This window comes from Massilia mucilaginosa (genome assembly GCF_011682145.1).
In the GTDB taxonomy this organism is placed as follows: domain Bacteria; phylum Pseudomonadota; class Gammaproteobacteria; order Burkholderiales; family Burkholderiaceae_D; genus Telluria_A; species Telluria_A mucilaginosa.
On record NZ_WHJH01000050.1, the window covers coordinates 15165 to 28887 of the forward strand.

At 65.3% G+C, this 13723-nt stretch carries 14 protein-coding genes; 7 read left to right on the top strand and 7 right to left on the bottom strand.

Annotated features, from left to right (window positions below; genetic code table 11):
- Positions 1 to 42: 42 nt before the first annotated feature.
- Positions 43 to 855 carry a TlpA disulfide reductase family protein gene (locus F2P45_RS27135; protein WP_166881334.1) on the top strand — a complete coding sequence of 271 codons (813 nt, stop codon included), beginning with the start codon at positions 43 to 45 and terminating at the stop codon, positions 853 to 855.
- 9 nt (positions 856 to 864) lie between these two features.
- On the opposite strand, the gene F2P45_RS27140 is transcribed toward F2P45_RS27135, so the two are convergent.
- On the bottom strand, positions 865 to 1491 hold the full coding sequence (locus tag F2P45_RS27140) for a GGDEF domain-containing protein (RefSeq protein ID WP_166881335.1): 627 nt from the start codon (positions 1489 to 1491) through the stop codon (positions 865 to 867).
- An 81-nt stretch (positions 1492 to 1572) separates the two neighbouring features.
- Positions 1573 to 3231: a sensor domain-containing diguanylate cyclase gene (locus F2P45_RS27145; RefSeq protein WP_166881336.1), complete on the bottom strand. Its 1659-nt coding sequence runs from the start codon at positions 3229 to 3231 to the stop codon at positions 1573 to 1575.
- 315 nt (positions 3232 to 3546) lie between these two features.
- On the opposite strand from F2P45_RS27145, the gene F2P45_RS27150 reads away from it, so the two are divergent.
- Together F2P45_RS27150 and F2P45_RS27155 are read left to right on the top strand one after the other, a co-directional pair.
- Complete coding sequence (locus F2P45_RS27150) at positions 3547 to 3954, top strand: response regulator (protein WP_166881337.1); 408 nt, start codon at positions 3547 to 3549, stop codon at positions 3952 to 3954.
- Between the two features lie 237 nt (positions 3955 to 4191).
- A complete protein-coding gene (locus tag F2P45_RS27155; protein ID WP_166881338.1) occupies positions 4192 to 7410 on the top strand; it encodes a hybrid sensor histidine kinase/response regulator in 3219 nt (1072 codons plus the stop codon).
- 4 nt (positions 7411 to 7414) lie between these two features.
- On the opposite strand, the gene F2P45_RS27160 is transcribed toward F2P45_RS27155, so the two are convergent.
- From F2P45_RS27160 to F2P45_RS27170, 3 genes are all read right to left on the bottom strand, one after another.
- Positions 7415 to 7666, bottom strand: a complete 252-nt coding sequence (locus tag F2P45_RS27160; protein WP_166881339.1) for a DUF2164 domain-containing protein — start codon at positions 7664 to 7666, stop codon at positions 7415 to 7417.
- Between the two features lie 43 nt (positions 7667 to 7709).
- Positions 7710 to 8279: a 2OG-Fe(II) oxygenase gene (locus F2P45_RS27165; RefSeq protein ID WP_166881340.1), complete on the bottom strand. Its 570-nt coding sequence runs from the start codon at positions 8277 to 8279 to the stop codon at positions 7710 to 7712.
- Between the two features lie 283 nt (positions 8280 to 8562).
- A complete protein-coding gene (locus tag F2P45_RS27170) occupies positions 8563 to 8973 on the bottom strand; it encodes a DUF6331 family protein (protein WP_166881341.1) in 411 nt (136 codons plus the stop codon).
- Between the two features lie 116 nt (positions 8974 to 9089).
- Between F2P45_RS27170 and F2P45_RS27175 the strand changes: the two genes are divergently transcribed.
- The gene (locus F2P45_RS27175; RefSeq protein ID WP_166881342.1) at positions 9090 to 9701 is read left to right on the top strand and encodes a c-type cytochrome; all 612 of its coding nucleotides are present in this window, start codon (positions 9090 to 9092) and stop codon (positions 9699 to 9701) included.
- Between the two features lie 18 nt (positions 9702 to 9719).
- Here the strand turns inward: F2P45_RS27175 and F2P45_RS27180 are convergent, their stop codons facing one another.
- Positions 9720 to 10268 (bottom strand): two-component regulator propeller domain-containing protein, encoded by a 549-nt coding sequence (locus F2P45_RS27180; protein ID WP_166881343.1) that lies wholly within the window; start codon positions 10266 to 10268, stop codon positions 9720 to 9722.
- A gap of 147 nt (positions 10269 to 10415) precedes the next feature.
- Here F2P45_RS27180 and F2P45_RS27185 point away from each other — a divergent pair, with 147 nt between their 5' ends.
- The 3 genes from F2P45_RS27185 to F2P45_RS27195 all read left to right on the top strand — a co-directional run bounded on the left by F2P45_RS27185 (position 10416) and on the right by F2P45_RS27195 (position 12050).
- Complete coding sequence (locus F2P45_RS27185) at positions 10416 to 11051, top strand: response regulator (protein WP_166881344.1); 636 nt, start codon at positions 10416 to 10418, stop codon at positions 11049 to 11051.
- Positions 11052 to 11080: 29 nt separating this feature from the next.
- Positions 11081 to 11497: a hypothetical protein gene (locus F2P45_RS27190; protein WP_166881345.1), complete on the top strand. Its 417-nt coding sequence runs from the start codon at positions 11081 to 11083 to the stop codon at positions 11495 to 11497.
- A gap of 118 nt (positions 11498 to 11615) precedes the next feature.
- Positions 11616 to 12050: a GNAT family N-acetyltransferase gene (locus F2P45_RS27195; RefSeq protein ID WP_166881346.1), complete on the top strand. Its 435-nt coding sequence runs from the start codon at positions 11616 to 11618 to the stop codon at positions 12048 to 12050.
- A gap of 29 nt (positions 12051 to 12079) precedes the next feature.
- Here the strand turns inward: F2P45_RS27195 and F2P45_RS27200 are convergent, their stop codons facing one another.
- On the bottom strand, positions 12080 to 13672 hold the full coding sequence (locus tag F2P45_RS27200) for a methyl-accepting chemotaxis protein (RefSeq protein WP_166881347.1): 1593 nt from the start codon (positions 13670 to 13672) through the stop codon (positions 12080 to 12082).
- Positions 13673 to 13723 lie beyond the last annotated feature (51 nt).

The window sequence follows — 13723 nt, forward strand, 5'->3', positions numbered from 1 at the left end:
GGTTTGCGTATCCGGACCCTCCCCAATGAAAAATACTCTGCCATGAACGTCAGCCTCGGGCCATTGAGCTTCCAGACGGCGCACTTGCTGCTGCTGATAGCGCTACTTATAGCATGTGGCGTCGGCAACTGGGTTGGTCGCCATCAGAAGGTCAAGACCGGCAAAGTCTTGCTCGACATGCTGCTTGTGGGCCTGGTGGCGGGCCGGATCGTGTTCGTGGCCAGCTGGTTCGCGCAGTACCGCGCCGCGCCGCTGTCGATCATCGACATTCGCGACGGCGGTTTTACGCCGTGGGCGGTGCTGCTGGCCGCTCTGGCCTTCGGCGCCTGGCGCATGTTCAGGCAAGCGCGCTTGCGCAATCCGCTGGCGGCCGGCATGCTGGCCGGTGCGCTGGCCTGGTTCACCTCGGGCGCGCCGCTGCTGCTGAATCTGAGCGAGCGCAAGCCGTTGCCGGCGATCGCGCTGGTCACGCCCGCCGGCGCCCCGGTCAGCCTGGCCGCGCTGGCGCAGGGACGGCCGCTGGTGCTCAATCTGTGGGCCAGCTGGTGTCCGCCGTGCCGCCAGGAGATGCCGGTCCTGTCCGCCGCGCAGCAAGGCCACCGCGATGTGGTGTTTGTGTTCGTCAACCAGGGGGAAGATGGCCAGACCGTGATGGCTTACCTGAACGGCGGCAAGCTGGCGCTGGAGAATGTGGTGCTCGACACCAAGTCGGCCATGGGGCGCGAGGTGGGGTCGAGCGCGCTGCCAACCACCCTGTTCTACGACGCCGGCGGACGGCTTGCCAATTCGCACCTGGGCGCGGTGTCGGCCGCCTCGCTGGAAAGCAAGCTGGCCGGCTTGCGGAAAACCAACTAGGTTCCGTCCTTACAGGTCGTCCATCGCGGCGAACAGGCCGGCAGGCAACTCCTGCTCGATCTGCACGATCCGGTTGCGCCCTTCCTGCTTGGCTTCGGTCATGGCTTTTTCGGCGCGCTGGATCATCATGTCGGCCGTTTCGGCCGGCGCGTTGGTGGTCAGGCCGGTCGAAAAGGTGACCTTGCGGCCCGGCGTGAGGGTTTCCCAGTCGAACCCGGCGACCTTGGCGTTGAGGCGGTTCATCGCCAGCACGCCCTGGTGCAGCCAGGTGGCCGGCAAGATGATGCCGAACACGTCGCTTTCGATGCGGCCGAAGCGGTCCAGCGTGCGCAGCAACTCGGTAGCCGAGCGGGTCACCGCTTGCAGCACCGCGTCGCCGCTATCGTGCCCGAACTGCTGGTTGACGTCCTTCAGGTGGTCGATGCCGATCATGGCCACGCAAAACGGCTGGCCGGTGCGCGAGGAGCGCTGCAGCTCCTCGGCCACCAGTTCGGTCAGCGCGCGACGGTTGAGCGCGCCGGTCAGGGTGTCGTGGCGCGTCAGCGACTCGGTCAGGTCCAGGATTTCCTGCTCTTTTTCAGCCAGCCTGGCGCGCAAGGGCGCGCATTCCGGGCAACCGTCGCATTGTGTGCTCATGAAAAAATCCTTAGAGATTGTGCTTGTACGCAAAGCTTAACGCCGGAGTTACCTGCAATCAAGCATTATCAGCGTCTGGTATCAGCGGCCGGTATCAGCGGCCGGCACCCGCACCCGCGCCACCAGCGGCACGGCCGTGTCGAGGCGGCGCAGGGCGAAGCGGTTGCGCCCGGCATCTTTGGCGTTGTACAGGGCTTCGTCCGACAGCGCCAGGTACTCTTCCATGCTGGAGTCACCGCCGCCGATGGCAATGCCGACGCTGGTCGTCACCTGCAACTGTTTGCCGGCCGCCAGGAAGGGCGTGCGCGCAATGTCGAGGATCTTGGCGGCCAGGATTGCCGGTTCGGCATCATTGCTCACGCCTTCGAAGATCGCCACGAATTCGTCGCCGGCCAGGCGCGCCACGCTGTCGGTGGCGCGCACCGCCGCGCGCAGGCGTTTGGCGAACTCGACCAGCACCTCGTCGCCGGCCTTGTGGCCGCAGGTGTCGTTGATGGCCTTGAAATGGTCGATGTCGAGATAGGCCAGCGCCACGCTGCTGTTGGTGCGCGCGGCGCGCGCCAGTGCGGCGGCGAAGGTTTCTTCGAACATGCGGCGGTTGTCGATGCCGGTCAGGATGTCGGTGCGGGCCTGGGCTTCGAGCTTGACTTCGGCCTCGCGGCGCTGCTGCGAGAGCGTGAAGAAGGCGCGGCTCAGTTCGCCGAATTCGTCGCGCCGGCGCACGTTGAAGACCTCGATGTTTTCGCTGCCGTCGGCAATCCCGGCCACATGCCGGCGCAGCGCGGCCAGCGGCCGCAGCAGCCGCAGGATGGCCAGCCAGCCGGCCAGTCCGGCCAGCGCCGCCACCGCGACCGAGGCCAGCAGCGCGGTCGGACGCATCCGGATCAGCGGCGTGAACGCTTCGTCGACCGGATACACGGCGCCGACGATCCAGTCGGTCTTGCGCAGGCGCTTGTAGGTGATCAGCGCGCGCACCCCGCTCTTGGTGGGTCCTTCGACCCAGCCTTCGAAGCCGTCCAGCGCGGCCCGGGTCGAGGGCGTGACCCCGCCCGGCTCGTCCTGCACGCGCTGCAGGATGCGCCCCTTGTCCGGGTGGTGAATCACCGTGCCGTCGCCGGTGAGCATGAACAGATAGCCGCTCGCGCCCGAGCCGAGCGACGACAGCTGGCCGAAAAAGCGCGGCCGTTGCAGGTCGATGGCGCCGCCCAGCATGAAAATGAGCTTGCCGTCGGCGTCGTACAGCGGTTCGGTGATCAGGATCACTGGTTTACCCGACAGGGCGCTCTTGAACGGGCGCGATATGACGCCCTCGCGCGCGGCCACGGTGTCGGTAAAGTAGGCGCGCTTGCCGAAGTTGACGGTGTTGTTGGTGCGGCGGTCGTTCATGTTCGCCAGCATGGTGCCGCTGCTATCGAACACCAGTACATTGAAAAACTCGTCGCGCAAGCCGGCGTGCGCTTCCAGGAAGGTTTGCAGGCCGCCGCCCGGCTTGCCGTCGGTGCGTCCGAGTTCCTCGCGCAGGGTTTTGAGGAGCGTCTGGCGCGCTTCCAGATCGGCGTCGATGTAGGCGGCCGCGCTCGAGAGCAGCGCCACCTGCTGCGAGCCGATCACGTCGCGCATCTGGCGCTCGGCCAGGTACAGCGACACGAAGGTGAGCGCGCAGGTGGCCAGCAGCACCAGGCCGATGACCAGCACGGTCAGGCGGAATTTGAGCGTTGCTGGATTGAAGATGAAACGCATCGGTGTGGTTTTTCAGCGAAGATGGGGTGTGGGCACAATGCCACGCCCGCCATTTTACCTTGTCCCCGCCTTAATTACCCGGCAGCATGTGCATGGGGCGTCTAACACATCCGTGCAAGCGAACGCGACAATTTTGTAAAAAAGCTTAACATATATACATTGTTGGGCATTCTCGCTGTACGCAGGGCAAGCAAACAGCGCCGCGCCGCGAGATCGCCTGTAACATAAGAAGCTAACGGACCCGTGCATGCGCCGCCTCGACGCCGCCCTGCGCGACCGATTCGTGATCAAACCGAAGACCAAAAGGTGTACACAGTGCAGCCACAAACCCTCGCCACCAGCCCGACACCGTCGGCAAGCAAGCGCCCGCATATCCTGATCGTCGACGACAACGCCGACGCCGCCGACACGCTCGGCACCTATCTGCAACTGTCCGGCTACGAGGTGACCATCGCCACCGATCCGTACGCCGCGCTGAACCTGGCGCGCGAACTGCGGCCGCAGGTGTGCGTGCTCGACATCGGCCTGCCGGGCATGAACGGCAACGTGCTGGCCGAAAACCTGCGCCGCCTGCCGGACACCTCGGGCGCGGTGCTGATCGCGCTCACCGGTTACGGCCAGGCCTACGACAAGCAGCGCTCGCTGGGCGCCGGGTTCGACCATTACTTCGTCAAGCCGGTCAATCCGGGCTCGATCAAGGACTTGATCGACCGCATGCCGTAAGCCGTCCGCGCCATCGCCGGTTCCGGCCGCCGCGCCCGAGGGCGCCGCGGCCGCGTTCGCGCCGGCGTTTTTTGAGCATCCAGGATACAACCGCAGACCCTGGCGCCGCCGGCCGCGAGCGCCTTTCCAGCCTGATACCGCCGCGACCGGACAGAGTTTGTGCTTGAGACTCGTCGCAAAAGGTATACTTTTCCGCTACCGCGGCGCCCGCCGTCGTCCACATCACCGCCCGCATTCATGACTTCTCCCGCCTCCCCCGCCCGCCTTCCCGCTTTTCTTTCGGACGAGGGCGGCATGGGTGCCGCCTTCGCCGCTGTCGATTGGGGCGCCACCTCCCTGGGGCCGATCGCGGCCTGGCCGCCCGCGCTCAAAACCGGCGTTGCGCTGGTGCTGCGCTCGCCGGTGGCGATGACGCTCCTGTGGGGGCGCGACGGCGTGATGCTCTACAACGCCGCCTATTCGGTGTTTGCGGGAGCGAACCACCCGGCTATCCTGGGCAAGCCGGTGTGCGAGAGTTTCCCCGATGTGGCCGAGTTCAACCGGAATGTGCTGGCCGTGGTGTTTGACGGCGGCACCCTGACCTATCGCGACCAGGAACTGAGCTGGACCCGCAACGGCCTGCTCGAACAGTTCTGGCTCAACCTCGACTATTCACCGGTGCTCGACGACAACGGCCAGATCGGCGGCGTGATCGCGGTCGTCATCGACACCACCGCCAAGGTGCGCGCCGAACGCCATGCGCGCGGCGAAATCGGCCGCCTGCACAGCATGTTCGAACAGGCGCCCGGCTTCATGGCGCTGCTGGGCGGCCCCCAGCACGAATTCATCCTGGCCAACAAGGCGTATCTGGACCTGGTCGGCAACCGCGACGTGATCGGGCGCACCGTGCGCGACGTGCTGCCGGAAGCGGCGGAACAGGGCTTTATCGCGCACCTCGACCGCATGTTCGTCAGCGGCGAGGTGTTTCGCGGCAACGAGGTCGCATTTTCGATCTCGGCCACCGCCGCCGCGCCCGCGCGCCAGGCCTTCCTCGATTTTGTGTACCAGCCCGTGCGCGACGACAAGGGCGCGATTTGGGGCGTGTTCGTGCAGGGCGCGGACGTGAGCGAACGCGTCAACGCCGAACGGATGACCCGCGCCAACGAGCGCAAGTTCCAGGTCTGGGCGCAGGCCATGCCCAACCACGTGTGGTCGGCGCGCGCCGACGGCTACCTCGACTGGTTCAACGACCGCGTGTATGCCTACAGCGGCGCGGCGCCCGGCACGCTCGATGGAGACGGCTGGGCCAGCCTGGTCGACGAGCAAGACCTGGCCAGCGCCGCCGCGCTGTGGGCCAGCGCCATCGGCGAGCGCGCCGTGTACGAGACGCAATTTCGCCTCCGCCGCGCCGATGGCGCCTTTCGCTGGCACCTGTCGCGCGCCTTGCCGATTTTTAGCGACAGTGGCGAACTGATCAGCTGGATCGGCACCAACACCGACATCGACGACCACAAAAGCAGCGCGCTGGCGCTCGAACGGCTCAACAGCACCCTGGCCGAGCAGGTCGGCGCCCGCACCGCCGAGCGCGACCGCATGTGGCGCCTGTCGACCGACATCATGCTGGTGGCCGACTTTAACGCCGGCATCGTGGCCGTCAACCCCGCCTTCAGCTGGGTGCTGGGCTGGGATGCCGACACCGTGCTTGGACAGTCGTTCATGGAGTTGGTTCACCCGGACGACCGCGCCGCCACCGCGCAACAAGTGGAATCGCTGGGCACGGGCGCGGCCACTTTCCGCTTCGAAAACCGTTACCGCCGGCGCGACGGCGGCTACAGCACCCTGTCGTGGAGCGCCGCCCCCGACAATGAATTCATCCATGCGGTCGGGCGCGACATCACGGCCGAGCGCCAGGCTGCCGAAGCGATGCGCCAGACCGAACTGGCCTTGCAGCAGGCCCAGAAAATGGAAACCATCGGCAAGCTGACCGGTGGCGTGGCGCACGATTTCAACAACCTGCTGCAGGTTATCTCCGGCAATCTGCAATTGCTCTCGAAAGATGTGCACGGCAACCCGCGCGCGGCCCAGCGCGTGGACAACGCCATGGCCGGGGTCGTACGCGGCGCCAAGCTGGCCAGCTACCTGCTCGCCTTCGGCCGGCGCCAGGCGCTCGAACCGAAGGTGGTCAAGATCGGGCGCTTCGTGCTCGGCATGGAAGACATGCTGCGGCGCAGCCTGGGCGAAGCGATCGATATCGAAACCGTGCTGTCGGGCGGCTTGTGGAACACCCTGGTCGATACCGCCCAGGTCGAAAACGCGCTGCTCAACCTGGCCATCAACGCGCGCGACGCCATGGACGGCAGCGGCCGCCTGACCATCGAGGTCGGCAACGCCCTGCTCGACGCCATGTATGCCAGCAGCCACCCGGAAGTCGACGCCGGGCAATACGTGATGCTGGCCGTGAGCGACACCGGCAAGGGCATGACGCCGGAAGTGCTGGCGCATGCGTTCGAGCCCTTCTTCTCGACCAAGCCGGAGGGCAAGGGAACCGGGCTGGGCTTGTCGATGGTGTACGGTTTCGTGAAACAATCGGGCGGGCACGTCAAGATTTACAGTGAAGAGGGACACGGCACCACGGTCCGCATCTACCTGCCGCGCTCGTTCGAGATGGAAGAGGCGCAGGCGCTGCCGGTCGATTCGGTGTATGTCGGCGGCACCGAAACCATCCTGGTGGCGGAAGACGACGAGCAGGTGCGTGCCACCGTGGTGGAAATGCTGAGCGACCTCGGCTACCGCGTGCTCAAGGCCAGCGACGCCGCCAGCGCGCTGACCGTGATCGACAGCGGCGTGCAGGTCGACCTGCTGTTTACCGACGTGGTCATGCCGGGTCCGCTGCGCAGCCCGGAGCTGGCGCGCAAGGCGCGCGAACGCTTGCCGCAACTGGCGGTGTTGTTTACGTCAGGCTACACCGAAAATGCCATCGTGCACGGCGGACGAGTCGATGCCGGCGTGGAACTGCTGGGCAAGCCCTATACCCGTGAAGCGCTGGCCAAGAAAATCCGCCACGTGCTGGCGAATCAAAAGCAGAAACTGCTCACCCTGCCGGACCAGCCGGCCACCCTGGCGCCGGCGGCGCTGCGCGTGCTGCTGGTCGAAGATGACGCGGCGGTCGGCGACATCACCTTCGAGATGCTCAAGCTGATGGGGCATGCGGTGGAATATGCCACCGATGCCCAGGGCGCGCTCGACGCCGTGGCGCGCACCGGCTTCGACGTGATGATTACCGATGTCGGCCTGCCTGGGCTGCCCGGCAATGTGCTGGCGGAAAAAGTGCGCGAAATCCTGCCGGGGCTGGCCGTGGTGTTTGCCACGGGGCAAATCCACCCGGGCGTGGCGCCGGGCGACCTGGTGCTCAACAAGCCCTACGACATGAATGCGTTGATGGCAGCCATGCAAAAGATCATCGAGCGCAGGGGCTGAGACGCTACTTTTTGGTCCAGTAGCCGAATTCGCTCTCGTAGCAGTTGGTATCGACTTCGGCGATCTTTTCCTGCATTACCGCTTGCGCATCCTGCACGGCCTGGTTGTAGATCGACGGGCCGATCTCGCGCAGGCAAAAGTCGAGCAGCAGGCGCGCCTTGAGCACGCCCACCTCTTCATCGAAATTTTTCATGCAATAGCGCTGCAGGGACGACAGCAGCCGCTCCTCGGTTTCCTGGTTCAGTTTAATGGCCATCGTTGTTTCATGTCACGTGATCGGGAGCCGCAGCTTAGCAGAATCAGGCGGCGTCAGGAATGGCGCCGGCCGGTTCGCGGTACATGATATCGGTGCGCAAAACGTATTTGGTGCCGCTTTCCACCGCCGACCCCTGATGCATTTGCAGGTGCGGGAATACCAGGGCGGAACCGGCTTTGGGCTTGATGCTCTCCCACGCAAAATCGGTATGGCCGCCGGTGAAATCGTCGTTCAGATAAAACAGGATGGTCAGGAAACTGAGCTCCGATTCGCTGCGTTCGTAGCTGCCGTCCATGTGCGCCTTGAAGAACTGCTGGTCCTGATAACGGTAAAAGCGAAAGCGTTCGTTAAACCCGCTCAATTCCCAGTCGCGCTGCAGCGGGGGCAGGAAGGGCGCGGCGCGCCGGTACAGCTGCCCGGCCAGCGCGGCGTTATCGTAGATGATGCGGCCGTTGTTGCGGAAATCGAGCGCCATCATCTCGCCGCTGCCGGTGGTCAGGCCGGCCGCCGTGTAGCCGATCGCTTCGCTTTCGGCGATATGCTGCGCGCATTCTTCGGGGCTGAGAAAATCATGGATATAGAAGATACCCATGCCAAATTTTTCGATGTTCATGATAAGTTGTCCTGTTGATGATGTGAAATTGCCAGCGTTCCTGGGGATTGGAATGCGGCGTCAACGGGAAAACCATGTATTTTTCGCTGATTCGAAAGGTTTGATATCGTACGTCGTCCCATCATGACGAACCGAGGTGCGCAGGGGTTTGCGCTTGGTGTCGGGCATGGGGTTAAGTCCATGCAGCAGTAGCATCGCAGTGATCGATTTTTTCGGGATTGTCATTATCATTGTAGTCGGGGAAACGGGGACGATGGCGCTGTCGTCATATCGGCCGACATGATCACCTGCGGCGTCCGCAGGGTATTGCAGAGCGATAGCAGCTGTCAAGGTGAGCGAGCAGGGCCAGGAATTCGCCTTTATCGCAAAACATATTCAGCCTCTTGCTGGACACGGCATTGGCGCGCAAGGCAAGCAGATTCTCGCGCAACGTTGCCAGCGCCTCGCAGGTACGCGCCGCATTCACTTTGGACAGCGATGCACCCACGCCATCGGCCGAGAAATCGAAGGCATCGAACCCGCAGCAGCCGGCCACGCAATGGGTTTCCAGCGCCGCCCACATGGCCGCCAGGTCCGGCAGCAAATCGTCGATCGGCACAGCCTGCCGATAAGGCACGGCCAGCGCCACATGTTCGATCCACGTATCCGGTCCGGTGGCGATGGCGTTTTGTGGACGGGTTAGCGCCTTGTTCATTCATGCCCCCTTATGCTTGCTGTTCCACTATACCAAAGTATAACTGCCTCGCGCGCAAGCCCTCCTATACTCCGGTGCTACCCAAGCCGCCTGTTCCGGGCGAAAAGGACCTCATCATGCAAACCGCAATTTTCCGTCATCGAGCCAGTGCCGCGCTGGCGCTGATGCTCGCCGCATTCGCCATTCCGGTAAACGCCGCGCCATCGAAGACGCTGCTGCAACGCTGCGCCGCCTGCCACGGCGCGACCGGCAACACGGCCGCCGCCGCGCTGTATCCCAACCTGGCGGGCCAGTCGGCCGCCTATATTGAACTGCAACTGGCAAATTTTCGCAGCGGCGAACGGCCGCATGCGCAGATGCGCGCCGTCGCCGAGCTGCTCACCGGGCCGGAAATGTGCGAGCTGGCCGCCTTTTACGCGGCCCAGCCGGTCAAGCCCCAGCGGTCGCCTGATGCCGCCCTGGAACAGCAAGGCCGCCGGCTTTTCGAACACGGCAGTGCCCATGGCGCACCGGCCTGCGCCAGTTGTCACGGGCCGCAGGGCCACGGCCAGGCGCCATTCCCGCGCATCGCCTCGCAACCGGCCGGCTACACGCTGGAACAGTTGAAGGTCTACCGCGACGCGCCCAAGTTCAACAATCCGCTGGCCAGCGCGATGAAAGAAGTGGCGCTCAAGCTCAGCGATGCCGACATGCGCGCCGTCTCGGCCTACCTGGCCACCGCACCCTAGGACGTGTGGCCGGCCAGGCTACATCAGCAAGGTCCCCGGCAGCCTGAGCCGCACCTCGCTGCCCTGCCCCGGCGCCGAGGTCCAGCGCACGCTTGCGCCCAGGCGCTCGGCGCGCTCGCTGATGCCGGGCATCTTTTCCCAGCGCGCACCGTTCAGGCGAAACAGGCCGTCTTTACTCGCCACCCAGACCCGGCCCTGGCGGTCGCGCCGGATCGCGTGCGGCGACGATGGCGGCATGCCCTCGGCCGCGCCGTAGTGGCGCAGCGCGCCGTCCTTGAGCAGGGCGACGCCGCCGCTGCGGTAGCCGATCCACAATCCGCCGTCCGGCAGGGCCAGCAAGGCCGAGATGCCGGGCGAGTCGAGGCTGCCGGTGCGCGGCGCGTAGCGTTCGAACTTGACGCCATCGAAGCGGAACAAGCCGGTACTGGCGCCCAGCCACAGCCAGCCGTCCGGCGACTGCGCCATGGAAAAGATAATGGTCGGGGCACCGGCGCGGCGGCCGTGACGCTCAGGACTGTGGACAGCGCCAGCAGCAGCGCCAATGCGCGCCCGGACCGGCGTCGGCATGCGGTCATAGAAACTCAATGTTGCGAAAATAACAACATGATACGGATTGTGGCTGTGCAACAATAGCTGCGCAGCAAACTGATCCAAGCGGCAGGCGCGCCGGCATGGCATGATCCAGATCATTTATTGATAGAAAGTCAATTCCCGATGTCCGCCGCCCTCCCTCCGATCCGCGTCCTGGTTGCCGACGACCACAGCTTGCTGCGCGAAGGCATCGTCGCACTGCTGGCCGGCGACAGCGGCATCGCAATCGTCGGCCAGGCCGCCAACGGCGCGGAAGCGCTCGAACGCTTCGCCAGCCTGCGTCCGGACGTGACCCTGATGGACCTGCAAATGCCGGTCATGGGCGGGCACGAGGCGATGCTGGCGATCCGCGCGCTGGAACCGAACGCGCGCGTGCTGGTGCTGACCACCTACAAGGGCGACGCCCGCATTGCGCGCGCGCTCGGGGCCGGCGCTTGCGGCTACCTGCTCAAATGCGCGATCCGGCTCAACCTGGCCGACGCGATTGCCCGCGTGCACGCCGGGCACCGCTACATTCCGGCCGAGGTGGCGGCCGAAATGGCCAATTACTTCGGCAGCGACAATTTGTCCGGGCGCGAACTGGAAGTGCTGCGTCTGGTCGCCGACGGCAATTCGAACCGCGAAGTCGGCGTCCGCCTCGCCATCAAGGAAGAAACCGTCAAGGCGCATGTGAGCGCCGTGCTTTCCAAGCTCGGCGCCAGGGACCGCACCCACGCCACCACCATCGCGCTGCGGCGCGGCATCCTGACGCTGTCGTGAATCCTGTTACCTGTTATCGAAAGAAGCGAATGAATCGAACCAACGAGAGCGACGTCCTGCGCGCCAGCCTGCAAGCCGTGCCGCGCGCCCTGCGCACCCTGCACAAGGCGCTGATCGACGTGGAAACCGTGTATTTCGGCGCGGTCGGCAGTCCGCTGGAGCATTTGCAGTTGATCACCAATCACCCGCATTTCGCGTGGCTGCAGCCGCTGTCGGCGCTGATGGCCGCGCTCGACGAAGCGCTCGACGAGCCGGAAACACTCACCAGCGAGGCCATTGCCGGCTGGCGCGCGGCAATCGAGGAGCTGGTCGGTCCGGGTGCGGCGGCGGGGGCGGCGGGCGAGTTCCGCAGCAAATACATGATCCTGCTGCACGACTCGCCCGATGTGGCGATTGCACACGGCGCCTTGCGCCAGCTGCTGGGGCAGTTGCCGCGGAAAATCTAGATTTCCGAACGGGCGGAGTGGGATGGCAGGCCACCGAAAACCATCCTGCAAGACTGTCCTATAATGTCCCAAACGGCTTGCCGCCCCCATGGCCGGCCATCGGACAGGAGCTACGCGAATGACACTGGAATGGACGGAATCGCTCGATGCAATCGATTGGGAAGAGCTGTCGGCGCTGTACAAGATCGCGCTCGGCGACAAGCCTGCCGCCGAGCTTGCCATCGTGTTTGGCAACAGCCGTTACTGCTGCTTCGTACGGGCGCAGGGGCGCATCGTCGGCGCGGGCCGCGCTCTGGCCGATGGGGTCGATACGTCCTACCTGTGCGATATCGCGGTGTTGCCCGAATACCAGGGCACGGGCCTGGGCAAGCAAATCGTCGCCAGGCTGGTCGCGCTGTCGCACGGACACAAGAAAATCCTGCTGTACGCCGTGCCTGGCAAGGAGCCCTTCTACCGCCGCTTCGGTTTCAAGCGCATGACGACGGCCATGGCGCTGTTCGACAACGAGCCGCTGGCGCGCGAACGCGGCCTCCTCGCCGACGAGGCGTCGTAAGGCCGCCCGCCGCCGCCATGGCTTAGCGCCTAACGCAAGGCCGGCACCGGCGCCGAACGAGCCGCCACCCGGCGCGGCGCATGCGCGGCGCCGGACACCGTGAACGTCCCCACCACCGCGCTCAGTTCCCTGGCCTGGTCCTGCATCGAGGCCGCTGCGGCGGCGGCCTGCTCCACCAGCGCGGCATTCTGCTGGGTGACCTTGTCCATCTGCGCGATCGCCTGGTTGACCTGCACGATGCCGGCGCTCTGTTCCTGGCCGGCGGTGGTGATCTCGGCCATGATGTCGGTCACACGGCGCACGCTGTCCACCACTTCCTTCATGGTCGAGCCGGCGGTATCGACCAGCTTGCTGCCGATCTCGACCTTCTCGACCGAGTCGCCGATCAGGCCCTTGATCTCGCGCGCCGCCGCCGCGCTGCGCTGGGCCAGGTTGCGCACTTCGGTCGCCACCACCGCAAACCCGCGTCCCTGCTCGCCCGCGCGCGCCGCTTCCACCGCCGCGTTCAGCGCCAGGATGTTGGTCTGGAACGCAATGCCGTCGATCACGCCAATGATGTCGGCGATGCGTCGGGCCGACTCGTTGATCGAGCCCATGGTGCCGACCACTTCGGCCACGACCTTGCCACCGCGCATCGCCACATCCGACGCGGCCGTGGCCAGGGTGTTGGCCTGGCGCACGCTATCGGTGTTGTGCTGCACGGTGGTGGTCAACTCTTCCATCGACGCGGCCGTTTCTTCCAGCGAACTGGCCTGCTCTTCCGTGCGTCCGGACAAGTCCATATTGCCGGCCGCGATTTCGCTGGACGCGGTCGACATGGTATCGGTGCCCGCCCGCACCTTCATCACCAGCGCGGCCAGGCTCTGCTGCATGGTGCGCATGGCGACCATCAGGCTGTCGGGAGCGGCGTCGGCGTCGACCACGATGTAGACCGTCAGGTCGCCCGCCGCGATCGAACCGGCGATCTCGGCGGCATAGTGCGGCTCGCCGCCGAGCTGGTGCATGACGTTGCGGGTCAGCCAGAAGGCGATGCCGGCGCCCAGCAGCACGGCGACGGCCGCCAGGGCCAGGCTCAGGATCAGGGTGGCGCGGGTCTGGCTGGTCAGCTCGCCCTTGGCGGCGTCGACGGCGCCATTCTTCGACTTGATCAGCTCCAGCAGGTCGCCGCGCATCTGGCGCCACAGCGGGGTTTCGTCGGCGTTGAGTTTTTTGATGGCGGCGGCCTGGTCGGCCTTGGCCAGTTCCACCACGGCGGCCTGGATGTCGGTCTGGCGCTCGTGCAGGGTTTTCAGTTTTGCCAGCGTTTGCGACACCGCCGGGTCGTCCCTGGCCAGCTCGACCGCCGTGCCGTGCGCCTTGCGGAATTCGTCGCGCGCCGCACTCAGGTTCTTGTAGCCCTGCTGGTTTTCCGGGGCCAGGATGATGTTGCGCAGCGCCTGGCCCATTTGCAAACCCTGGGCATACAGGCTGGTGCCGGCGCCGAGGAAGGCCTGGTCCTGCCTGATGAAGCCTTCGAACCTGGTGGTCGCATTCTGCATGCCCGCAATGGCGACTCCCAGAGCAATCGTAAACAGGGTGAACACGATCACCATGCACAAGGCCATTTTGTTCCGTAATTTCATGTGCTCAACCTCGATAGTGGTGAATGCGCGGTGCCGGTACGGCCCCCCGGA